At 47.3% G+C, this 22410-nt stretch carries 21 protein-coding genes and 1 pseudogene; 12 read left to right on the top strand and 10 right to left on the bottom strand.

Features of this window, described 5'->3' with window-relative positions; translation table 11 throughout:
- Positions 1 to 273: 273 nt before the first annotated feature.
- Positions 274 to 843 carry an outer membrane lipoprotein Slp gene (gene slp, locus FEK43_RS17640; RefSeq protein WP_135408209.1) on the top strand — a complete coding sequence of 190 codons (570 nt, stop codon included), beginning with the start codon at positions 274 to 276 and terminating at the stop codon, positions 841 to 843.
- Positions 844 to 998: 155 nt separating this feature from the next.
- The gene (locus FEK43_RS17645) at positions 999 to 1529 is read left to right on the top strand and encodes a LuxR C-terminal-related transcriptional regulator (protein WP_130209174.1); all 531 of its coding nucleotides are present in this window, start codon (positions 999 to 1001) and stop codon (positions 1527 to 1529) included.
- Positions 1530 to 1590: 61 nt separating this feature from the next.
- On the opposite strand, the gene chuS is transcribed toward FEK43_RS17645, so the two are convergent.
- From chuS to FEK43_RS22865, 3 genes are all read right to left on the bottom strand, one after another.
- A complete protein-coding gene (gene chuS / locus FEK43_RS17650; protein WP_135408211.1) occupies positions 1591 to 2619 on the bottom strand; it encodes a hematinate-forming heme oxygenase ChuS in 1029 nt (342 codons plus the stop codon).
- 48 nt (positions 2620 to 2667) lie between these two features.
- Positions 2668 to 4650, bottom strand: coding sequence for a TonB-dependent heme/hemoglobin receptor ChuA/ShuA (gene chuA / locus FEK43_RS17655; RefSeq protein WP_130221299.1), 1983 nt, complete (start codon positions 4648 to 4650; stop codon positions 2668 to 2670).
- A gap of 415 nt (positions 4651 to 5065) precedes the next feature.
- A complete protein-coding gene (locus FEK43_RS22865; protein WP_165383169.1) occupies positions 5066 to 5266 on the bottom strand; it encodes a hypothetical protein in 201 nt (66 codons plus the stop codon).
- Positions 5267 to 5321: 55 nt separating this feature from the next.
- On the opposite strand from FEK43_RS22865, the gene shuT reads away from it, so the two are divergent.
- Genes shuT through FEK43_RS17690 form a run of 6 tightly spaced genes read left to right on the top strand, consistent with a single transcriptional unit; the run spans position 5322 to position 10533 of the window.
- On the top strand, positions 5322 to 6236 hold the full coding sequence (gene shuT / locus FEK43_RS17665) for a heme ABC transporter substrate-binding protein ShuT (protein WP_135408318.1): 915 nt from the start codon (positions 5322 to 5324) through the stop codon (positions 6234 to 6236).
- Positions 6237 to 6255: 19 nt separating this feature from the next.
- A complete protein-coding gene (gene hutW, locus FEK43_RS17670) occupies positions 6256 to 7593 on the top strand; it encodes a heme anaerobic degradation radical SAM methyltransferase ChuW/HutW (RefSeq protein WP_135408213.1) in 1338 nt (445 codons plus the stop codon).
- Between the two features lie 12 nt (positions 7594 to 7605).
- Positions 7606 to 8100 (top strand): heme utilization cystosolic carrier protein HutX, encoded by a 495-nt coding sequence (gene hutX / locus FEK43_RS17675; RefSeq protein ID WP_021550030.1) that lies wholly within the window; start codon positions 7606 to 7608, stop codon positions 8098 to 8100.
- Positions 8100 to 8723: an anaerobilin reductase gene (chuY, locus tag FEK43_RS17680; RefSeq protein WP_135408215.1), complete on the top strand. Its 624-nt coding sequence runs from the start codon at positions 8100 to 8102 to the stop codon at positions 8721 to 8723. The genes hutX and chuY overlap by 1 nt, the downstream gene beginning before the upstream one ends.
- 50 nt (positions 8724 to 8773) lie before the next feature.
- Positions 8774 to 9766 carry a heme ABC transporter permease ShuU/ChuU gene (gene shuU / locus FEK43_RS17685; protein WP_240783046.1) on the top strand — a complete coding sequence of 331 codons (993 nt, stop codon included), beginning with the start codon at positions 8774 to 8776 and terminating at the stop codon, positions 9764 to 9766.
- On the top strand, positions 9763 to 10533 hold the full coding sequence (locus tag FEK43_RS17690; protein WP_130209183.1) for a heme ABC transporter ATP-binding protein: 771 nt from the start codon (positions 9763 to 9765) through the stop codon (positions 10531 to 10533). Before shuU ends, FEK43_RS17690 begins: the two co-directional genes overlap by 4 nt.
- Positions 10534 to 10583: 50 nt before the next feature.
- On the opposite strand, the gene FEK43_RS17695 is transcribed toward FEK43_RS17690, so the two are convergent.
- The 3 genes from FEK43_RS17695 to hdeA form a co-directional block, all read right to left on the bottom strand.
- Complete coding sequence (locus FEK43_RS17695) at positions 10584 to 11231, bottom strand: MgtC/SapB family protein (protein WP_130260996.1); 648 nt, start codon at positions 11229 to 11231, stop codon at positions 10584 to 10586.
- Positions 11232 to 11294: 63 nt separating this feature from the next.
- Positions 11295 to 11621, bottom strand: a complete 327-nt coding sequence (hdeB, locus tag FEK43_RS17700; RefSeq protein ID WP_130209187.1) for an acid-activated periplasmic chaperone HdeB — start codon at positions 11619 to 11621, stop codon at positions 11295 to 11297.
- A 116-nt stretch (positions 11622 to 11737) separates the two neighbouring features.
- On the bottom strand, positions 11738 to 12070 hold the full coding sequence (gene hdeA / locus FEK43_RS17705; RefSeq protein WP_130209189.1) for an acid-activated periplasmic chaperone HdeA: 333 nt from the start codon (positions 12068 to 12070) through the stop codon (positions 11738 to 11740).
- Between the two features lie 254 nt (positions 12071 to 12324).
- Between hdeA and hdeD the strand changes: the two genes are divergently transcribed.
- Positions 12325 to 12894, top strand: coding sequence for an acid-resistance protein HdeD (gene hdeD / locus FEK43_RS17710; protein ID WP_130221293.1), 570 nt, complete (start codon positions 12325 to 12327; stop codon positions 12892 to 12894).
- 722 nt (positions 12895 to 13616) lie between these two features.
- A complete protein-coding gene (gene gadE / locus FEK43_RS17715) occupies positions 13617 to 14144 on the top strand; it encodes an acid resistance transcriptional activator GadE (RefSeq protein ID WP_064527778.1) in 528 nt (175 codons plus the stop codon).
- Positions 14145 to 14163: 19 nt separating this feature from the next.
- Here the strand turns inward: gadE and FEK43_RS23405 are convergent.
- Positions 14164 to 14448: pseudogene (locus FEK43_RS23405) on the bottom strand (hypothetical protein); the annotation flags it as partial.
- A 107-nt stretch (positions 14449 to 14555) separates the two neighbouring features.
- On the opposite strand from FEK43_RS23405, the gene mdtE reads away from it, so the two are divergent.
- Together mdtE and mdtF are read left to right on the top strand one after the other, a co-directional pair.
- The gene (gene mdtE, locus FEK43_RS17725) at positions 14556 to 15665 is read left to right on the top strand and encodes a multidrug transporter subunit MdtE (protein WP_346460520.1); all 1110 of its coding nucleotides are present in this window, start codon (positions 14556 to 14558) and stop codon (positions 15663 to 15665) included.
- Between the two features lie 24 nt (positions 15666 to 15689).
- Positions 15690 to 18803: a multidrug efflux pump RND permease MdtF gene (gene mdtF / locus FEK43_RS17730; RefSeq protein ID WP_130209196.1), complete on the top strand. Its 3114-nt coding sequence runs from the start codon at positions 15690 to 15692 to the stop codon at positions 18801 to 18803.
- A 363-nt stretch (positions 18804 to 19166) separates the two neighbouring features.
- On the opposite strand, the gene gadW is transcribed toward mdtF, so the two are convergent.
- The 3 genes from gadW to FEK43_RS17745 all read right to left on the bottom strand — a co-directional run.
- Entirely contained in the window at positions 19167 to 19895 is a 729-nt protein-coding gene (gene gadW, locus FEK43_RS17735; RefSeq protein WP_130209198.1) for an acid resistance transcriptional activator GadW, read from the bottom strand.
- A gap of 368 nt (positions 19896 to 20263) precedes the next feature.
- Positions 20264 to 21079, bottom strand: coding sequence for a DNA-binding transcriptional regulator GadX (gadX, locus tag FEK43_RS17740; RefSeq protein ID WP_135408323.1), 816 nt, complete (start codon positions 21077 to 21079; stop codon positions 20264 to 20266).
- Positions 21080 to 21474: 395 nt separating this feature from the next.
- Positions 21475 to 22410: glutamate decarboxylase (locus FEK43_RS17745; RefSeq protein ID WP_138158660.1), on the bottom strand; the 936-nt coding region annotated here is incomplete at its 5' end.

Consider the following 22410-nt stretch of genomic DNA (forward strand, 5'->3'; position numbering starts at 1 on the left):
TATCATCTGAATATGTTATCATCGCGTTGACGATTAACACGCTATAGCCATCAAATAAATAATAGATTTTTTTGTGATTTTAAAATAAACAGCTGGTATTCTATGCCACACATAATAATATCACTCCACAATATTTCCTGCATTGAACTAAACGAAAGTCATATAAATATCAGACAGTTTTTCACTACTATCAGGCATATCACTTAAGAATCAGATGAAAACCATAAAGAAATATCTATTATGGTTTTAACATTTGTTGATAAGGATAGTAACATGAACAAGTCAAAAGGTGCTCTCATCGTTAGCCTTGCATTATTGCTTGCCGCGTGTAGTTCTATTCCACAAAATATCAAAGGTAATAACCAGCCTGATATCCAAAAAAGTTTTGTTGCTGTTCATAACCAACCAAATTTATACGTTGGTCAGCAGGCCCGCTTTGGCGGTAAAGTCATTAACGTCATTAATGGCAAAACCGATACATTGCTAGAAATCGCCGTATTGCCGTTGGATAGCTATGCGAAACCTGACATTGAGGCCAACTATCAAGGGCGACTGCTCGCCAGACAAAGTGGTTTCCTTGACCCAGTAAACTACCGTAACCACTATGTCACCATCCTCGGAACCATTCAGGGCGAACAACCTGGCTTTATCAATAAAGTCCCATATAACTTCCTTGAAGTGAATATGCAGGGGATTCAGGTGTGGCATTTACGAGAAGTGGTGAACACAACCTATAACCTGTGGGATTACGGCTACGGCGCATTCTGGCCAGAACCCGGCTGGGGCGGCGCTCCTTACTATACCGATGCGGTTAGCCAGGTAACGCCAGAACTGGTCAAATAACATTACCTGAAGATGCAGATATTGATGAGATATCTGCATCTTTGAACACATTCAATTAATGTACAGCAAGCTAATTAGTATAATTACAAGTCCTGACCTTTTTATTACCTTTGGCAACCTGATTATAAAGTTAATGTTCGCAAAGGGAGTCGGTTATGTTTCTTATAATTACCAAAGACACCATGTTTTTCACCGCGATGAAAAATATTGTAAGTAAAGGTAATGTCGTTCATATACAGAACGAAGAAGAGATTGACTTAACGTTGCATCAGAATGCCTTAGTGATTATTGATACATTAATGAATAATGTATTCCACTCATCAATGCTCAACAAAATTGAACGCCTGCGGCCTGTTCATGTCATTGTTTTCTCGCCGTTTAATATTAAACGCTGTCTGGGGAAAGTTCCGGTAACCTTTGTGCAGAGAAATATTACGATTATTGACTTCATCGCACTGCTCAATGGCAGTTATTGCTCTGTACCTGAAGCAGACGTGTCACTCTCGCGCAAACAGCATCAGGTTCTGAGCTGCATTGCGAATCAAATGACGACAGAAGATATTCTGGGGAAACTCAAAATATCGCTGAAAACATTCTACTGCCATAAACACAATATTATGATGATCCTCAATCTTAAGCGGATCAATGAGCTGGTACGTCATCAACATATTGATTATCTGGTCTGAAATCTCCAGCTGATATTTATAAAGAGGCCCGGCGACAGCCAGACCTCCGGATAATGACTCGTTATGCAGCAACGCCTTCCTGCGTCAGCGCCGCAATCTGTTTACGCCATTGCGCCTGCTCCTGTTCCCCTTCAGTACGCTGACCATAAAGTTGCGCAATCTGCGTACCATCATGAGCAAACAGTTCCAGGCTGGTTACGTAGCCATCGCTGGTCGGTTTACGGGTAACCCAGGCTTCAGCAATGCTCTCTTCTAATAGATGAAGAGTAAACGTCGGGTTGAAAATATTCAGCCAACCTTTCATTAGCACCACTTTTTCTACCACACCCGTGAAAATCTGTACGCAGCCACGGTTGCCAACAAACACCATGATTTCATTGCCATCCTGCTGTGCAGATTCAAGAATTTGCGCCAACGCACTGCCAGGTACTTTGCAGGCCAAATCGTCTGCCACCAGATTGAACGCCTGCTGACGAGTCAGGTTGTGGCGCTTGAGCAACGTAAAAAACTGATGGACATCCGTCATCGCACGCCACTCTTGTTCTACAACACTGGCATCGACGTCGGTTTGTGCGACAGGCGCATCAACCGTTGTTAACTCAAGCAGCGTATTTTCCTCGACGATAAAGCGTGCCAGAAGCTCATTCCATGCCGCCATATCGGTATTGTCGGTAGTATAAACTTTCAGTAATGCATCGCCCTGATGATCAAAGAACTGAATACTCTGACGTTCACCACGAGCCGTGTTTTCTTTTATATGGAAAACACTGGCCCACTGATTAAGAAACAGTCGCAAATCCAGCGCGCGCGGGTTGAGTATTAATCCGGCATGACCGTTCAAATGCTGGTTTGTGAACGAGCCAACTTGCTCATGGACTGCATATTCATTACGACAAATACATTTGGTTTCACCAACGCTTTCCAGCGCTGCCAGAATTTCACGAATATCGCCGCGCATCCGCCACGCGTCGTGAGTGACGCGCGCAAATGCCAGTTCTGCTTCGCTGATATTCATTAAACCTGCGATGTCACGCGCGTACTTTCCGGGATTTTGTTCTTTTAACTCAAGCCAGCGTGTGTAGTGGTTCATTGTCTCTCTTCCTTCCAGATAAATGCCCCGAAATATCGGGGCTGATGATTACCATTGATAACTCACGAAAATTTTGCCGTTACGTCCATCCTGTGGGATGCCCTGCGGCGACCAGTACTCTTTATCGAAGGCATTGCCCAATACCAGAGTCGTGGTCATGCCTTTGAGCGCCTGCTGCCCTTGATAACTGACGTAGAAATCATTCACGCCGTAGCCAGGTTGTTTGCTGTAGCTGCTGCTGATATGTGTTGAGCGATCGGCAAACGTACCGACCCAACCAACAGAGAAGCCACTGTGAGCGATCGGAATATTCAGGGTGCTGGTAACGGTATCCGGGTTAATGCTGGAGATATATTCCCCGGTATCAGTGTCTTTGCCGCGGGTACGGTTATAGGCCACATCAAGACTAAACAGGTCAGTGGTATATTTCGTCATCACATCCCAGCCCCAGATTTTGGCATTCGGGACGTTATAAGACATGGTTGTCGCCGCCGCGAAATCGACGGTTGTGGAGATGTAATCCTTCGCTTTGGTATCAAAGTAGCTGGCTTTAAATTCCAGGGCATCATTGGACAACATCAGGTCATCAAAACGCAGCCCAAAGCCGTATTCCTGAGTTTCGTTGGTTTCCGGACGTAAATTCGGGTTTGGCACCCAATAGTTGGTATAGAAGCGACCAATCGAGAAGTGCTTAGAATCGTTGTACATTTCGCCCATCGTCGGCGCGCGGAATGCCTGGGCATATGAGCCAAATAACATCAGCCAGTTGGTCGGATTGATAGTCATCCCTGCACGAGACGACCATTTGTCGGCATCAACATCTTTGTAGCCGTCGCTGCTACCGCGATAACTGTCATAGCGGGTTCCGCCAAGCAGGGTAATCGGCAGATCGCGTAAGGTGATCTCATCCTGTAGCCAGCCGGAACTGAAATCAATTTTTGCTTGCGGGAAGCCCGTCGTCGCGCCGCCAGGATGCTGTTCCTGACGATAATACTCACCGCCATACGTCAGCAGGTGAGAGGCAAAACTCTCGGCAAACAGAGTGGAACGGTTCTCCAGTTTGGCACCTTTTGTTGTCTGTTCGCGATACTCACCGGAACTTCCCGTGTTTTGCGCATTAATACGAACTTCCGACCAGTAAACTTTTGCATCAGCATTTAACCAGTCGTTGCCCACTGGAGAGAGTTTATAAGAAAGCTGAGCATCACGTTGAATCGTTGAACGATCAACCATCGGATTACTGCTGTCAGACGCTTCAACGGTCTGCGGATTTTTTGGTTCGCGCGCGTCGTTATTGTAATAACGCACTAATCCGCTCAGAGCCTGGGCAGAATCAATTTGCCAGGTTCCTTTCGCCAGCATGTTATTAATAGCCTCATCATTCGGCGCGGTTTCGCCATTGCTCTGGCGTAAATCACCACGATCGCGACTGGACCAGGCCACAATACCATCCAGATTTTCCGTTCGCCCAAACGCGCTCGCGCCTAATCCCAGGCTATGGTCCCCCGTGCCACCGGTGCCAAAAACGCGAAAACCGCTGCTTTGTCCTTCCTGCAATAAATCTTTTGCATCGACCGTATCGTAGGAGATAACCCCACCCAGCGCGCCACTGCCATACAGTAATGCCGAAGGTCCACGGACAATCTCGACACGTTTGATCAGCGCCGGATCGAGGAAAGTCCCATTCAGGTGTCCGGTATCCGTTCCCTGACGAACGCCATCGACAAGAACCAGCACGCCGCGATGGTCATAACCACGCATATTTACATCCTGACCGTTGGTTCGTCCGGTACCATCAAGGGTAATTCCAGGAACATGACGCAGCAGATCGGTGGCTGAAGTCGCCGTTTGGTTTTCAGGAGCGGAAGTGTCGAGGACGCTGACCATCATTGGTGCTTCGAAGGAACTACGGGCATTCCCCGTTGCCGTAACGGTCATGGTTTCAGTAGCAAAAGCAAACGTTGGCAAGGTGGCAGAAACAGCCAAAGCCAACAAACTCAAGCGCAACGAGGTAAATTGCGGACGTGACATAGCGATTCTCCATGAGGAAAATAAAAAATGCTGGCTACCTGGATTAATACCGGGATGGCTGGCGAAAAATAAATTTATTTACAATTCAAAGCGATAATATTCGCCGGGTGAGTTAACGGGCGTTTATATCCGGTGAAATTGCCTGGTATCCCGGACAATTCGCCCTCTTTGTCAGGCAAAGCGATATGCCGCATCTGGAGTGAAGAGCGCTGTGCGTTATCCCTGCAAAAGCTATAATTTTGTTATCCATATAGTCATATTTTGTTAAATCCAGACGTGATAATGAGAATTATTATCGATCAATTTTTTATGATCAAGCTTTTTTTTAACCGCCATTAACACAATAAACAGGGGGTTATGAAAGCTATCCTGTATCCAGAAAACCATTTTTTTCTTGTGGCATTCCCCCACGACCTCATAACGAAACATTGTCGTTAACCGCGATAATTTTCTCTTCTCTTTGCTCTGCAAGCCGCGATATCTCTGAGATCTCAGCTTTTTCCCGCCCTGAAATTTTGTCGGTAACAAGAACGTTAGCTGACGAAGCATCTTGATAAAAATCAAAAATAAATACGCTTGTAACGCCTTGCGTATTGAATCGACGGTTGTATTTCATATATAACTCAAATGATAATCATGATCATTCTCAATTCGATAAGAGTTCTCATATGATGCCAAGGATCACCAACAGGCCGTATCTTTTTTCCCCACTAACGTTATGTATTTCAGCCGTGGCCTCTGTCGCGAAGACTGCGGTAAAACGAAAAAAATTGTTTACGGCAGTACTGGCTCTTAGCTGGGCTTTTAGCGCAACGGCTGCCGAACGCATTGTGGTCGCTGGAGGATCACTGACGGAGCTAATCTACGCGATGGGTGCTGGCGAGCGCGTGGTGGGTGTCGATGAAACGACATCTTATCCCCCAGAAACCGCCAAACTGCCGCATATTGGCTACTGGAAACAACTCAGCAGCGAAGGCATTTTGTCACTTCGCCCGGATAGCGTAATTACCTGGCAGGATGCAGGACCGCAAATTGTGCTCGACCAGTTGCGGGCGCAAAAGGTCAACGTCGTCACTCTGCCGCGTGTACCAGCCACCCTTGAGCAGATGTACGCCAACATTCGCCAACTGGCAAAAACGTTACAGGTTCCTGAACAAGGCGAGGCGCTGGTGACACAAATCAGCCAACGCCTGGAGCGAGTACAGCAAAGCGTGGCGGCAAAAAAAGCCCCGGTTAAAGCGATGTTTATTCTCTCTGCTGGCGGCAGCGCGCCACAGGTCGCCGGTAAAGGCAGCGTCGCAGACGCCATTCTGTCGCTTGCCGGCGCAGAAAACGTCGCTACCCACCAGCAGTACAAAAGCTACAGCGCGGAATCGCTGATTGCGGCTAACCCTGAAGTGATTGTCGTAACCTCACAAATGGTCGATGGCGATATTAATCGGCTACGTTCTATTGCCGGAATTACCCACACCGCCGCCTGGAAGAACCAGCGCATTATCACCGTTGATCAAAACCTGATTCTGGGAATGGGCCCGCGTATTGCTGATGTCGTTGAGTCTTTACACCAGCAACTTTGGCCGCAATAAACGGATTTAAATCAGACGTATGAACATGAAAAACACCCTGGATCTCACGCCTCATTTTGCTTTAGACGGTGACCAGCCATTTAAAGACAGGCGTGCCATGATGCCGTTTCGTGGGGCCATTCCGGTCGCCAAAGAACAACTGGCACAGACCTGGCAAGAGATGATCAGTCAAACAACCTCACCTCGTAAGCGACTGGTTTATCTTCATATTCCTTTTTGCGCGACACACTGCACGTTTTGCGGTTTTTATCAGAATCGTTTTAATGAAGATGCGTGTGCTCATTATACCGATGCCCTGATTCGAGAAATCGAACAGGAGGCAGACAGCGTATTGCATCAGTCCGCGCCCATCCATGCGGTCTATTTCGGTGGCGGTACGCCTTCCGCACTCTCCGCGCGCGATTTGGCAAGAATCATCACCACACTACGAGAAAAATTACCACTGGCACCCGATTGTGAAATCACCATTGAAGGCCGGGTACTGAATTTTGACGCTGAGCGAATCGACGCTTGCCTTGATGCGGGAGCAAACCGCTTCTCAATTGGTATTCAGTCGTTTAACAGCAAAATCCGCAAGAAAATGGCCCGCACCTCGGATGGTCCAACCGCCATTGCGTTTATGGAAAGCCTGGTCAAACGCGACCGTGCTGCGGTGGTCTGTGACCTGCTGTTTGGCCTGCCAGGTCAGGATGCGCAAACCTGGGGAGAAGATCTGGCTATTGCCCGCGATATCGGTCTTGACGGCGTCGACCTCTATGCGCTCAACGTCCTGCCCAACACGCCACTGGGCAAAGCCGTGGAAAACGGGCGCACTACCGTGCCCTCTCCGGCGGAGCGTCGCGATCTTTACCTGCAAGGGTGTGATTTTATGGACGATGCCGGTTGGCGCTGCATCAGTAACAGCCACTGGGGCCGTACCACACGCGAACGCAATCTCTATAACCTGCTGATAAAACAAGGTGCCGATTGTCTGGCCTTTGGTTCCGGCGCAGGTGGTTCGATTAATGGTTACTCCTGGATGAACGAACGCAATCTGCAGACCTGGCATGAATCCGTCGCGGCAGGCAAAAAACCGCTGATGATGATCATGCGTAACGCCGAACGTAACGCGCACTGGCGTCATACCTTGCAGTCGGGCATTGAAACGGCGCGTGTACCGCTGGACGAACTTACGCCACATGCTGAAAAACTCGCACCATTACTGGCCCAGTGGCACCAAAAAGGCTTAAGCCGCGATGCTTCAACGTGCCTGCGGTTAACCAATGAAGGTCGTTTCTGGGCAAGCAACATTTTGCAGTCTCTTAATGAACTGATTCAGGTACTTAATGCGCCAGCGATTGCGCTTGAAAAACCATAACAGGAGTGATTTATGAGCCATGTCTCGTTACAGGAATTTTTGAAAACGGAGCCAGACGGTACGCTGGAGGCGATCGCCGAACAATACAACACCACGCTGCTGGAGGTAGTGAAAAATCTGCCCTCTCCGACAGTTGTGTCAGGCGATAAATTCGATACTGTCTGGGATACCGTCTGCGAATGGGGCAACGTCACCACGCTGGTGCATACTGCCGATGTGATCCTCGAATTTAGCGGCGAACTGCCTTCGGGTTTCCACCGCCACGGCTATTTCAATCTGCGTGGAAAGCACGGCATGTCCGGGCATATCAAAGCAGAAAACTGCACGCATATTGCCTTAATCGAACGTAAATTTATGGGCATGGACACCGCATCCATTCTCTTTTTCAACAAAGAAGGCAGCGCCATGCTGAAAATCTTCCTCGGCAGGGATGACCATCGTCAGCTCCTGAGTGAACAGGTCAACGCCTTCCATGCTCTGGCAGCATCGTTAAAGGAACACGCCTGATGACACCGTGGCTACTCTTTGGCGCTGGCGGAAAGGGTGTGGGCGCCAGAACGCTTGAACTGGCGCTGGCAGAACAACGTCCGGTCGTCGCTGTCGTTCGCCGTGCAGACGCTGCGGCTCAACTGGCGCAACAAGGTGTGCAGGTTTTTACTGGCGACGCTTGTGACGCCAGCGTTGTCGCAGCCGCCTGCCGCGCGGCTGGTCCGCAAGCACTTATCATCTCAACAATGGGCGGCGCACAGGATTATCTGGCCCACAGAACGGTGATTGATGAGGCCGAAAAGGCAGGCATCAGTCGCATGATTCTGGTGACTTCTTTGGGATGCGGCGATAGTTGGCCGTTCTTATCGGATCGGGCAAAAGCCGCGTTTGGTCAGGCGGTGCGCGAAAAGACACTGGCGGAAAGCTGGCTGCAAACCAGCCAGCTAGACTACGCCATTCTCCGCCCTGGCGGTCTGCTTGACGGCGCAGCAACAGGCAAAGCACAACGGATACAAAATCAGGAGTGTCATGGTTTTGTCCGCCGTGCCGATGTCGCCGCACACATTCATGAACTGGCAAACGCGCCAGCACTCAACAAGCAGATCTACAGTCTGATTGAACCTGACCTGAAACCGGCGTAATCCCATGCGGCGCAGACTCTCCGCGCCGCAACGTCATAACGGAGTTTTGCGTGCTCAAGGATTCATTTTCATCCGCCAGTGTCTTTATGGGGCTATCACTATTATTGCTTGCCCTGGTGCTGTTCGGTGCCAGTCAGGGCGCGTTAAAAATCAGCTTTAGCGCCCTTCTTGATGAGGAATACCGCGATATCTGGCTAAATATTCGCCTGCCGCGCGTTTTACTGGCCGTGCTGGTAGGCGCCGCGTTGGCAACCGCTGGGGTGATTATGCAGGGGCTTTTCCGCAACCCCATGGCTGACCCAGGATTACTCGGCGTCAGTAGCGGTTCGGCATTAATGGTTGGCGTTGCTATTGTGCTGCCCTTTTCCTTCCCCGTGGTGCTGGTGCTTTATGAACAAATGGTGTTTGCCATCGCCGGAAGTTTAGTGGTCTGCACCATCATTTTTCTCATCACGCAGCGCCATCGCGATGGCAGCATGATGCAATTGTTACTCGCCGGGATCGCCATCAATGCCCTGTGCGGCGCAGCGATCGGCATACTGAGCTATATAAGCGATGAGCAACAGCTACGACAACTCACGTTGTGGATGATGGGCAATCTCGGTCAGGCACAATGGCCAACGTTATTGGTTGCCAGCTCCTTCATTCTGCCCGCCATTATGGCAACAACGTGTCTCGCCGGAACGCTGAATTTGCTGCAACTTGGTGATGAAGAAGCCCATTACCTCGGCGTGAACGTAAAGCGTAAACGCCAACAATTACTGTTGATTAGCTCACTGCTCGTTGGCGCTGCCGTATCGGTAAGCGGCATTATCGGCTTTATTGGCCTGGTGATCCCGCATCTGATTCGCATGACTACCGGAGCAAATCATCGCTGGCTAATTCCTTGCTCTGCCCTTGCCGGAGCCTGCTTATTACTGATGGCAGACACGCTTGCCCGCACACTGGTACAGCCAGCAGAAATGCCTGTCGGATTACTAACCAGCCTGCTTGGCGGCCCGTATTTCATGTGGTTGATTCTGCGCAACCGGAGGACCGCATGATTAGCGCCCGGAACCTGGTTTATAGCCTTCATGGGCGACGCCTGACTGACAATGTCTCGCTGACTTTTCCCGGCGGGGAAATTGTTGCCATTCTCGGCCCTAATGGTGCGGGAAAATCCACGTTGCTTCGCCAACTCACCGGCTATCTTCAACCTGATAGCGGCGAATGCCGGTTATTTAATAAGCCATTAAATGAATGGTCAATTACCGAACTGGCGAAACACCGGGCCGTGATGCGTCAGAATAGCCATATGGCGTTCCCATTCAGCGTACAAGAAGTGATCCAGATGGGGCGCCATCCGCATCGTACCGGTAATCAGGGGGATGAAACGGCACAGATAATGGCGCTATGCGACTGTCAGGCGTTAGCAAACCGCGACTATCGGCAATTATCCGGCGGTGAACAACAGCGTGTGCAATTAGCGCGCCTGCTGGTACAACTTTGGGAAGCAATACCCTCGCCGAAATGGTTATTTCTTGATGAACCAACGTCGGCGCTGGATATTCACCATCAGCAGCATCTGTTTCGTTTATTACGTCAGTTAGTTCGCGAACGGCAATTCAACGTCTGCTGTGTATTGCACGATCTTAATCTTGCCGCCCGCTATGCCGACCGTGTTGTATTGATGCAAAAAGGAAAGGTTATCGCCAATGGTAAACCGCAGGACGTGTTGACACAGCAGGCGCTGACTATGCTCTACGGCGCGGATATTACTGTATTAAACGCCCCTGCCAATCATTCTCCGCTGATTGTCCTCGATAGTTAAATACGACGGGAGTACCGGGTGTACTCCCGTCGATATCATTAATATTCACATTAGCTGATTGAAACACCTTTCACACCCGTCATGTCTTTTAGCGACTTTAATAAGTCTTCAATCGACGTCGCCGCATGAAGCTGAATATCAATAGCAACCACGTCATGATCTTCATTTTCTTGCAACGAAACTAAATCAGTTTTTATTTTTTGTTGTTTAAACCAGTCGAGCATCGACAGCGTATTACCGTTCACCAACGTCAGCTGTAAATGGTAATTCTTGTTCATCAGCCGGAAAGTTAATTGATGGAAGACTTCCAGTACCAACAAGGTCATTACAGAACCGTAAATCCCCAGCTCATACATGCCGCTACCAATCACCATACCGATTGCAGCTGTTACCCAGATATCCGCAGCGGTGGTGAGGCCGACAATATTTTGATTACGGACGAGGATATTACCCGCGCCTATAAAACCGACGCCAGTGACAACCTGAGCGGCAATACGGCTGGGATCAAGCCCGACGTGATCCAGCGCCAGCACATCAGCGAAACCATATTTCGACACAATCATAAACAGGGCGCTACCCATACCGATTAAGACATGTGTACGAAGCCCTGCCCCTTTGCCGCGGATTTGCCTTTCCATGCCAATAGCACCACAGGCAATAGCAGCCAGGATTAGACGAATAATAAATTCTGCAGTCATATAAAAATGCAAAAAGGAGCAGCAAGATGGCTCAACTTGCTACTCCTTTTTGCTTTATTCCTGTTAATTCGGCAGGACATTTGCCAATTTATCTTTGAAGGTATACAAATTTTTCTGCGGATTTTTCTTACAATATTCAATCACTTTAGGAATCTGAGTCAGATCAGTTTCATTTAAGGTTACAGTATCACCGCCTTTGTAAACCGTTTCCTCATGCAGCATCCACCATGCAACCGGTGTCATCGCTTTTGGATTCAGGTCAATAAATTCCTGACAAGTCATATCTTTAGCAGATTCATTAGCAGCCAGTGCAGATTGTGCATTAACCAGTGAAAGTGCCGCTACAGCGCCAACGAAAATCATGGCTTTACGTAGAGATGAAATATTCATTTTACAACCCATTCAACAAATAAAATATATATGAACAGGAGGATTATCTGCTTTTAACGCGAGGTATTCCTGCCTGTTCAATATTCAAGGAAATACGATGCAACGCATTCCATGAATTACATATCTTTCTTAATCTTGTCCCATTCGCCTTTAACTTTATCTTTAAAGCTGGCTTGTTTATCCTGAGTACAAGCCTGAACGATAGCTGGGGTTACGGTTGCAATGCCCTGAACATCCATAACCGCATCTTCTGGTTTATCTTTGTTATTCAGTGCTTCAGCAAAACCGACTGCAGTCGGCTGGAAGGATTCGTCCACAGCCAGGAAATCTTCACAGGTCCAGGAGTTGACAGGTTTTTTATTGTCAGCTGCTTTTTGTGCATCCGCGGCATTGCTCACAACTGGCAGAAGAAGCAGGCCACCAAGAATTACACCTAATACTTTTTTCATCGTAATATCCTCAACTATAAAGTGAAAGAGCCGTCACGAATCAATTTCGACATTGAGGTTATAACCTGTTTTTTTGGGTATGTCATGTTGAGATAAAATATCAAAATCAGATATTTTTATTTAAATACAACAAGTTACATTGGCATCAGACACATTAATTAGGAAATTTTTATTAAATCACATGCATTCCTGGATGCATTTTTGGCATAGATTGATAGTAGGGATTTTTCTTCTTAAATTTATAGGGTGGTTCTATGTTATATATAGATAAGGCAACAATTTTGAAATTTGATCTGGATATGCTTAAGAAGCATCGGAGAGCAATCCAGTTTATTGCTGTACTGCTGTTTATTGTCGGTTTGCTGTGTATAAGCTTCCCGTTTGTCTCTGGCGATATCCTTAGCACAGTCGTTGGCGCATTATTAATCTGCTCAGGCATTGCGCTTATTGTCGGTTTATTCAGCAACCGGAGTCATAATTTCTGGCCTGTATTATCCGGCTTCCTTGTCGCTGTCGCCTATTTGTTGATCGGCTATTTCTTCATCCGCGCACCAGAACTGGGAATTTTTGCTATTGCGGCGTTTATCGCTGGCTTGTTTTGTGTCGCTGGGGTTATTCGCTTGATGAGCTGGTATCGCCAGCGTTCAATGAAAGGCAGCTGGCTACAACTAGTCATTGGTATCCTGGATATCATCATTGCATGGATATTCCTGGGTGCAACGCCAATGGTTTCTGTAACACTAGTTTCTACACTGGTGGGGATAGAACTAATATTCAGCGCTGCCAGCTTGTTTAGCTTCGCTAGTTTATTCGTTAAAAAATAATCAATATCAGACCGTCGGCACAGTATTTCCCACACCGCCTCATAATCACTTATGGTGACTATGAGGCATATAACACTCCCGCTTCATATCGCCACCATGGCAAAACATAAACCATCGTTGAAATAATTACCGTGCGACTCATTAAACAACTCGCTGAAACCTTTATGGTTTTATAAATTTCACAGCAAATTAGCCATTTCAAACATTATCATGGCTGATATTTTCTGTAGTCAGGTTTAATGTTTAAAAGTGCTGTGGGAAAATGAAATCAAGGTTTGGCAAGCATTGGCTCAATAAGAAGGTAATTAATGCAGTTAATGTTAATTTTCCCCAAAAATTAAAAAGAAAGCTGGCAAATCCAATTGCCAGCTTAAGTAGAAACAAGGAGACTCGATATTTAAATCGGATTACTTTTTTATTTTAGTTTTATCATTCAGAAATCACAAACTTTAAATTGATAACTTATTCTTGGTAAAAATATGGGAGTTGTTAATTTCATGTTAGCACTAACAAATTTATAACACCCAGGAATGTTACCTAGGATCAATATATGGAGTGCGTGATGGATAAATCTCAAGTTTTGATTAGTGTTAATAGACGTATTAGTTCACGAAGGGCAACGTTCTTATAGGCGTTTACTATATTGAACAACGAATTCGGACATGGATGTAAATAATGAAAAGGATGACATGTTCGAAACAATAACGGCTAAGGAGCAAGTTATGATTTTTCTCATGACGAAGGATTCTTTTCTTTTACAGGGCTTTTTGCAGTTGAAAGATAATCACGAAATGATAAAAATCAATTCCCTGTCAGAGATAAAAAGCATAGGTAACAAACCATTCAAGGTGATCATTGATACCTATCATAATCATATCCTTGATGAAGAAGCGATTAAGTTTCTTGAGAAGTTAGATGCTGAAAGAATCATTGTTCTGGCACCTTACCACATCAGCAAACTTAAAAGTCAGTCGCCTATCTTTTTTATCAGCCGTAAAGAAAGCATTAAAAATCTGATTGATATTACTTATGGAAAACACTTGCCTCATAAGAATTCTCAATTATGTTTCTCGCATAATCAATTCAAAATTATGCAATTAATCCTGAAGAACAAAAATGAAAGTAATATCACGTCAACACTGAAAATTTCGCAGCAGACATTAAAGATCCAGAAATTCAATATTATGTACAAGCTGAAACTTAGACGTATGAGCGACATCGTGACTCTGGGGATCTCTTCTTATTTTTAAGAAGGCGTTGATGTGGCCCAGCGATAAGTGCCTGAAATTGACGGCTGGCATGACGAGGGATGCAAATGCTGACTCCATTACTCCCGGTGATAACCAAAGGAGAAGCAAAAACGAACTTATTCCCCTGGTTTATGTATCCACCAGTAGAAACATTCGTTGCCCGGACGCAGGCAGAGACTGTCAGCAGAACGGCAACATTTTTTTTGCCATCTAAATCGCCACATTGGTCACTCGGCCTGCATGCGCCATCACAGGCATACATCCCCATGGCTTGCACTATGCCGCAGGTCTGTAAATCCCTCATGCCTCTCCCCGCACACATTCAAAAAATCCGTAATTTTTCACGAATTTTCAGGGAATAAAATGAACAGAAAAAGAAAACTGTTAATACCGTTGTTATTCTGCGGCGTAATACTCACCGCATGCGACGACAAATCAGCGCAAAATGCTGCCGCCATGACGCCAGAAGTGGGCGTGGTGACGCTCTCCCCCGGCTCAATCAATGTCATGAGCGAATTGCCCGGCAGAACTGTTCCTTATGAAGTTGCTGAGATTCGCCCGCAGGTGGGTGGCATCATCATTAAGCGCAATTTTATCGAAGGCGATAAAGTTAACCAGGGCGATTCGTTGTATCAGATTGACCCTGCGCCCTTGCAGGCAGAGCTGAACTCAGCCAAAGGTTCGCTGGCGAAAGCCCTCTCTACCGCCAGCAATGCCCGCATTACCTTTAATCGCCAGGCATCGTTGCTAAAAACCAACTACGTCAGCCGTCAGGATTACGACACCGCGCGCACCCAGCTGAATGAGGCAGAAGCCAATGTCACCGTTGCTAAAGCGGCTGTTGAGCAGGCGACGATCAATCTGCAATACGCAAACGTCACCTCGCCCATTACAGGCGTCAGTGGGAAATCATCAGTGACCGTCGGCGCACTCGTTACTGCTAATCAGGCAGATTCGCTGGTTACGGTGCAGCGTCTGGACCCGATTTATGTCGATCTCACGCAGTCGGTACAAGATTTTTTGCGCATGAAAGAAGAGGTCGCCAGTGGGCAAATCAAACAGGTTCAGGGCAGTACGCCAGTTCAGCTCAATCTGGAAAATGGCAAACGTTACAGCCAGAGCGGTACGCTGAAATTCTCTGACCCGACGGTGGATGAAACTACCGGCTCGGTCACGTTGCGCGCGATTTTCCCCAATCCAAATGGTGACTTACTGCCAGGCATGTACGTCACAGCATTAGTGGATGAAGGTAGTCGCCAGAATGTGTTACTGGTGCCGCAGGAAGGCGTTACTCACAACGCTCAGGGCAAAGCAACGGCGCTCATTCTTGATAAAGATGATGTCGTGCAGTTACGCGAAATTGACGCTACCAAAGCCATCGGCAACCAGTGGGTTGTTACCTCTGGCTTGCAAGCTGGCGATCGGGTGATCGTTTCCGGTTTGCAACGCATTCGCCCAGGTATCAAAGCACGCGCAATTTCCTCCAGCCAGGAAAACGCCAGCACCGAATCGAAACAATAACGTTGCAGGCTTAAGGGGACTTTCATGGCTAACTATTTTATTGATCGCCCGGTTTTTGCCTGGGTACTTGCCATTATTTTGATGCTCGCAGGCGGGCTGGCGATCATGAACTTACCGGTGGCGCAATATCCGCAGATTGCACCACCGACCATCACCGTGAGCGCCACCTATCCGGGTGCTGATGCGCAAACGGTAGAAGATTCAGTCACTCAGGTGATTGAGCAAAATATGAATGGACTTGATGGCTTAATGTATATGTCATCAACCAGTGATGCGGCGGGTAATGCGTCCATCACACTGACCTTTGAGACAGGAACGTCGCCCGATATTGCGCAGGTTCAGGTGCAGAATAAACTGCAACTTGCTATGCCATCACTCCCCGAAGCAGTACAGCAACAAGGGATTAGCGTCAATAAGTCGAGCAGCAATATCCTGATGGTGGCAGCGTTTATCTCTGAAAACGGCAGCCTCAACCAGTACGACATTGCGGACTATGTGGCTTCTAATATTAAAGACCCATTAAGTCGTACCGCAGGTGTCGGTAGCGTGCAGCTCTTTGGTTCAGAGTACGCCATGCGTATCTGGCTGGACCCGCAAAAACTCAATAAATACAACCTTGTTCCTGCCGATGTTATTTCCCAAATCAAGGTACAGAACAACCAGATTTCCGGCGGTCAACTGGGCGGAATGCCACAGGCGGCAGACCAACAACTGAACGCCTCGATCATTGTGCAGACACGTCTGCAAACACCGGAAGAATTTGGCAAAATCTTGCTGAAAGTTCAGCAAGATGGTTCACAAGTGCTGCTGCGCGACGTTGCCCGCGTCGAGTTGGGAGCGGAAGATTATTCCACCGTAGCGCGCTATAACGGCAAACCTGCCGCCGGGATCGCTATCAAACTGGCTACAGGAGCAAACGCGCTCGATACCTCCCGGGCGGTAAAAGAGGAGCTCAACCGTTTATCGGCCTATTTCCCCGCCAGCCTGAAGACGGTTTATCCTTACGACACGACACCATTTATTAAAATTTCAATCCAGGAAGTTTTCAAAACGCTGGTTGAGGCCATCATCCTCGTCTTCCTGGTCATGTATCTGTTTTTACAAAACATTCGCGCTACGATCATCCCGACTATTGCCGTACCGGTCGTTATTCTCGGCACGTTCGCGATTTTGTCGGCGGTCGGTTTTACCATCAACACCCTCACCATGTTCGGGATGGTGTTAGCTATAGGGTTGTTGGTGGATGACGCCATCGTGGTGGTAGAAAACGTCGAGCGCGTGATAGCAGAAGATAAGCTGCCGCCGAAGGAAGCGACGCATAAATCAATGGGGCAAATCCAACGTGCGCTGGTCGGGATTGCCGTTGTGCTTTCCGCGGTGTTTATGCCAATGGCCTTTATGAGCGGCGCGACCGGGGAAATTTACCGTCAGTTCTCCATTACGCTGATCTCCTCCATGTTGCTTTCGGTGTTTGTGGCGATGAGTCTAACGCCTGCCCTTTGCGCCACCATTTTGAAAGCCGTTCCAGAAGGCGGTCACAAACAGAATGCGTTGTTTGTGCGATTTAACCATCTGTTTGAAAAATCAACTCAACACTATACCGACAGTACCCGCTCACTGCTGCGCTGCACGGGTCGTTATATGGTGGTTTACCTGCTGATTTGTGCCGGGATGGCGGTGCTGTTTCTGCGTACACCGACCTCCTTCTTGCCAGAAGAGGATCAGGGGGTATTTATGACCACTGCACAGCTACCATCAGGTTCCACGATGGTTAACACCACTAAAGTGCTGCAGCAGGTGACCGATTACTATCTGACAAAAGAGAAAAATAATGTTCAGTCGGTGTTTACCGTTGGCGGCTTTGGTTTCAGCGGCCAGGGGCAAAACAACGGTCTGGCGTTTATCAGCCTGAAGCCGTGGTCTGAACGCGTCGGCGAAGAAAATTCGGTGACCGCGATTATTCAGCGGGCGATGGTGGCTCTTAGCCGCATCAATAAAGCCGTTATTTTCCCGTTCAACTTACCGGCGGTAGCAGAACTGGGGACAGCGTCAGGTTTTGATATGGAACTACTGGACAACGGTAACCTGGGACATGAAAAGCTGACCCAGGCGAGAAATGAGTTGCTGTCTCTGGCAGCGCAATCGCCTGACCAGGTCACCGGGGTACGCCCGAACGGCCTGGAAGATACACCGATGTTCAAAGTCAACGTCAACGCTGCGAAAGCTGAGGCGATGGGCGTGGAGTTGTCCGATATCAACCAGACCATTTCCACCGCTTTCGGTAGTAGCTACGTGAACGACTTCCTTAACCAGGGACGAGTGAAAAAAGTGTATGTCCAGGCAGGAACACCGTTCCGCATGCTGCCAGACAATATAAACCAATGGTATGTGCGCAACGCCTCCGGCACGATGGCGCCGCTTTCTGCTTATTCTTCAACAGAATGGACCTACGGCTCACCACGTCTGGAACGCTACAACGGTATTCCAGCAATGGAGATTTTAGGTGAAGCGACGGCAGGAAAAAGTACGGGTGACGCAATGAAATTTATGGCGGATCTGGTCGCAAAACTTCCGACTGGCGTTGGCTATTCATGGACCGGACTGTCATATCAGGAAGCGTTATCTTCCAACCAGGCCCCGGCACTATATGCCATCTCGCTGGTCGTGGTGTTCCTTGCCCTCGCCGCACTTTATGAAAGCTGGTCGATTCCATTCTCGGTAATGCTGGTCGTACCGCTTGGGGTAATTGGCGCGTTACTGGCTACAGATCTGCGCGGGTTAAGCAATGACGTCTACTTCCAGGTTGGTCTGCTGACCACCATTGGGCTTTCCGCCAAGAACGCCATCCTGATTGTCGAGTTTGCGGTTGAGATGATGCAAAAAGAAGGGAAGACACCGATGGAAGCGATTATCGAAGCGGCACGGATGCGCTTACGCCCAATCCTGATGACCTCTCTGGCCTTTATTCTCGGCGTACTGCCGCTGGTTATCAGTCATGGCGCAGGCTCCGGTGCGCAAAACGCAGTAGGTACAGGCGTTATGGGGGGGATGTTTGCAGCAACGGTGCTGGCGATTTACTTCGTTCCGGTCTTTTTCGTTGTGGTGGAACATCTCTTTGCCCGCTTTAAAAAAGCGTAACGCGTAAACGAGAGTAAGGTTGAACGTGAGGGTTCAGCCTTACTCTTTCCCGCTAACCACTCGCCACTCAACAGCCAGCTTACTGCCAGGAACATCAGACTCAGTAAACAGCATTGAAAGTAGAACCCGCTCCAACCGTTGGTTATCAATTTAAACAACACGACACTGACCAGAATTCCCGTAATTGTATGAATTGCAAACTTAATAATCCTGAACATGCCGCGTCTTTTCCTCCTGAAAATACGTTTAGTGTTTTGCAAACTGCGAAAGCAAACTTGCCGGTGACCCGGCAGAGTTAATGAGGAAAGATTTTCACATGAAGTGTGAGGGAGATCCTGACCGACTTTCGAATGAGAAATCCAGTCAGTTAAAGGTCCCAGTTGACTGTTGCGCAAACTGGTGCGGTGTTACGCCATAGTACTGGCGGAAAGTATTAATAAAGTACGACGTACTGCTATAGCCACATTTTTCTGCGACCATCGGCAGCGGGATTTGTCGTAACTCGAGTAATCGTCTGGCCATCGACATTCGCGAGGCCAACAATATTTTACTGAAGCAAGTATTTTCATCCTGCAATTTTTTCTTGATTAGGCTTTCACTGGTATACATTTTTTCGGCGATATCACGCAGATACCAACGTTTGGCTATATCACAGCTAATAATGCGTTCAACTTTACCTGAAACAGTACTAATGCTATTAAAAAGGAAGGGAATAAGTTCTTTATTTCGTGAAAACATCGAAAGACAGGAAAAGTAAAGCATATTACTTAATGTTCTGGACGCAATATCTTCTTGAGCAAAACTATCAAATATCGCAGTGACCAGCGGCATTGGTGGTGTTGGGTTAACTAGCAACCGTTTTTTACCATGCAGCCCTAAACACCGACCCGAAAGACGGACATTGTGCAAATAATGGCTAATGATCCTTTCATCGATATCTAGTCTGCGGGCATGGGATTCATCAAAAGGAAAATTCTCCACCATATATTTATCCATCAAAAGAATACTCTCTTTTTGCAAATAGAGTTTTTGCTGCTCATGATAAATATCAAATGAACGGCGGGTGAGGATCACTGAGCAAACGTGTGTCATGACAAGCCCTTATATTCCATTACTACAACCATTACAATTTCAGTATACAAATGAAATGATGTATGACTCCTGTAAAAATCCAAAACTGCCAAAATTGGTAGGACCAAAAAGTAATCACATACATAAGCGCATATATCAGTTAAGCCATAAAAAGTAAATGCATGCGTGATATATCTTAAATTTGTGTATAGCTTATGTTTATAAAAAATTGGCTGATCTTATCTCCAGCAAAAGTTATATTTAACCCACTGAGAGCACAAAGTTTCCCGTGCCAACATGGAGTGTTATAACGGCTTATTAGTCTGGAGACGGCAGACTATCCTCTTCCCGGTCCCCTATGCCGGGTTTTTTTTATCTTCAAAAAGCAATTATAACCTTACTATCCTTTCAGGGTGACAACACTTTCCTGCTAAACAAATGTCCATCATCAGAGGGTTATCACCCCCTCTTTCAGCTATTCGTTCATGATACTCAGTCGGTGTCATGCCATAATAATTGCGAAAAACATAAATAAAATACGATACACTGTTATAGCCACACAACACGGCCACTCGCTTTATAGAAAAGCCATGTATTACAATGAGTTGTAACGCGCGTCGCATTCTACATTCGGTAAGCAGTTGCGAATAAGACGTCTCTTCTTCACGCAATTTTTTCTTTAACAAACTTGGACTCATCAATAACTCGCTGGCTATTTTCGCCAATGACCATTCATGAGCAATATTACGGTTAATGACCGTACAAACCCGAGTTCGCATATTGGGCTGTAGGATATTCATGAGTAGCGCTATAAACTGTTCATCTTCAAGAAAAACCGACAATATTGCGAATATTAATGCCCTGTTACGTAAAATCTCACCATAGCGGAGATTTTTACTCTGTGAAAGCTGTACAACTTCCTGAAAAACAGGGATATCTCGGGTACAGTGATGCACGATTAACGAAGGAACTTTTTTACAGGCATGAAGAGTTAATGCCTCCTCCTTGAGCATTGGGAGAAATAATGAAAGTGTTTCCTTCGTGACAAAGACGACGTTCTCTGCACAGTTATCAACTAAAATCTGGTTTGCATCCGCAAAAACCAAATCACCACCGTTAAAACAGCGATATTCACCATTCTGCATGGTAAGAATATATTTATGCTTTGCGTACGCAATTAAACAAGTTCCATGTAGTGATTGCATCATTAATACACTATAACAGAAACATATTATTGTATTTAATGTAGCACGCTAACACCCTAAGTCAAATCGCGATTTAAACAAAGCTTAAACGAAAAAAAATAATAGCATCCTAAGTGGTTAGAAGCATTGTTCCAGGTCACTTATTTTTCAATCTATTAGAGCAAAAATAAGCAATAATAACGGATATGAATAATAGCTGATGCATCCTATTGTAATTTGTACAAGATTTAATTTACATTGCAAATTATTCAATTATATGAATTTCCCAAAAAACAAAAAAATGATCAGAATTAGCATCCTGATCATTACGCCACTACTCTTATTTATAGGATATATTTCTTTACCGTGAATGAATTACACCCGCATGCTCCTGGCATGCAGGTGACATTCGGTTATCAGGTATGTTTAAAGCTGTTCTGCTGGGCAATACCCTGCAGTTTCGGGTGATCGCTGAGGTATTTCAGGGAGGCTTTGTAGTCTTCCAGTAACAGTTCAGCGAAGTCCATTTCGAAGCCACGGCGGCACATAATGCGCATTACCACGATGTCGGTGGCTTCACCGCCGAGGGTAAATGCCGGAACCTGCCAGCCGCGCAGACGCAGACGTTCAGAGAGGTCATACAGGGTATATCCTGGATTTTCCCCGTCTTTCAGTTTGAAGCACACCGCCGGGATACCTTCATCCGGGCGACCCGTACAGATAAACTCATACGGCCCCAGTTTGGCGATTTCATCCGCCAGATAAGCAGCAACCTGGTAAGAGGCGTTCTGTACTTTGGTATAGCCTTCACGACCGAGGCGCAGGAATTCATAGTACTGGGCAATCACCTGACCTGCCGGACGGGAGAAGTTGATGGCGAAAGTACCAATCTGACCGCCGAGATAGTCAACGTTGAATACCAGTTCTTTCGGCAGCGCTTCTTCATCACGCCAGATAACCCAGCCGCAGCCCAGCGGAGCCAGACCGAATTTATGGCCTGAAGCACTGATCGATTTCACGCGCGGCAGGCGGAAGTCCCAGACGATATCTGGCGCCACGAACGGCGCAAGGAAACCACCGCTGGCGGCGTCAATGTGCATGTCGATGTCGATACCAGTGTCGGCCTGGAATTTATCCAGTGCATCGTGCAGCGGTTGCGGGAACTCATAGTTACCGGTATAGGTCACGCCGAAAGTCGGCACCACGCCGATGGTGTTTTCGTCGCAGGCCTCAATCATGCGTTTCGGGTCCATGAATAGCTGGCCGGGGCGCATAGGGATCTCACGCAGCTCGACATCCCAGTAGCGGGCAAATTTATGCCAGCAGATTTGTACCGGACCGCAGACCAGGTT

This window comes from Escherichia sp. E2562 (assembly GCF_005781075.1).
GTDB lineage: Bacteria > Pseudomonadota > Gammaproteobacteria > Enterobacterales > Enterobacteriaceae > Escherichia.

Bases quoted from the DNA above. Each gene is read 5' to 3' on its own strand.
- slp (WP_135408209.1), top strand. From the start codon at position 274: ATGAACAAGTCAAAAGGTGCTCTCATCGTTAGCCTTGCATTATTGCTT.
- FEK43_RS17645 (WP_130209174.1), top strand. From the start codon at position 999: ATGTTTCTTATAATTACCAAAGACACCATGTTTTTCACCGCGATGAAA.
- chuS (WP_135408211.1), bottom strand. From the start codon at position 2,619: ATGAACCACTACACACGCTGGCTTGAGTTAAAAGAACAAAATCCCGGA.
- chuA (WP_130221299.1), bottom strand. From the start codon at position 4,650: ATGTCACGTCCGCAATTTACCTCGTTGCGCTTGAGTTTGTTGGCTTTG.
- FEK43_RS22865 (WP_165383169.1), bottom strand. From the start codon at position 5,266: ATGAAATACAACCGTCGATTCAATACGCAAGGCGTTACAAGCGTATTT.
- shuT (WP_135408318.1), top strand. From the start codon at position 5,322: ATGCCAAGGATCACCAACAGGCCGTATCTTTTTTCCCCACTAACGTTA.
- hutW (WP_135408213.1), top strand. From the start codon at position 6,256: ATGAACATGAAAAACACCCTGGATCTCACGCCTCATTTTGCTTTAGAC.
- hutX (WP_021550030.1), top strand. From the start codon at position 7,606: ATGAGCCATGTCTCGTTACAGGAATTTTTGAAAACGGAGCCAGACGGT.
- chuY (WP_135408215.1), top strand. From the start codon at position 8,100: ATGACACCGTGGCTACTCTTTGGCGCTGGCGGAAAGGGTGTGGGCGCC.
- FEK43_RS17690 (WP_130209183.1), top strand. From the start codon at position 9,763: ATGATTAGCGCCCGGAACCTGGTTTATAGCCTTCATGGGCGACGCCTG.
- FEK43_RS17695 (WP_130260996.1), bottom strand. From the start codon at position 11,231: ATGACTGCAGAATTTATTATTCGTCTAATCCTGGCTGCTATTGCCTGT.
- hdeB (WP_130209187.1), bottom strand. From the start codon at position 11,621: ATGAATATTTCATCTCTACGTAAAGCCATGATTTTCGTTGGCGCTGTA.
- hdeA (WP_130209189.1), bottom strand. From the start codon at position 12,070: ATGAAAAAAGTATTAGGTGTAATTCTTGGTGGCCTGCTTCTTCTGCCA.
- hdeD (WP_130221293.1), top strand. From the start codon at position 12,325: ATGTTATATATAGATAAGGCAACAATTTTGAAATTTGATCTGGATATG.
- gadE (WP_064527778.1), top strand. From the start codon at position 13,617: ATGATTTTTCTCATGACGAAGGATTCTTTTCTTTTACAGGGCTTTTTG.
- mdtF (WP_130209196.1), top strand. From the start codon at position 15,690: ATGGCTAACTATTTTATTGATCGCCCGGTTTTTGCCTGGGTACTTGCC.
- gadW (WP_130209198.1), bottom strand. From the start codon at position 19,895: ATGACACACGTTTGCTCAGTGATCCTCACCCGCCGTTCATTTGATATT.
- gadX (WP_135408323.1), bottom strand. From the start codon at position 21,079: ATGCAATCACTACATGGAACTTGTTTAATTGCGTACGCAAAGCATAAA.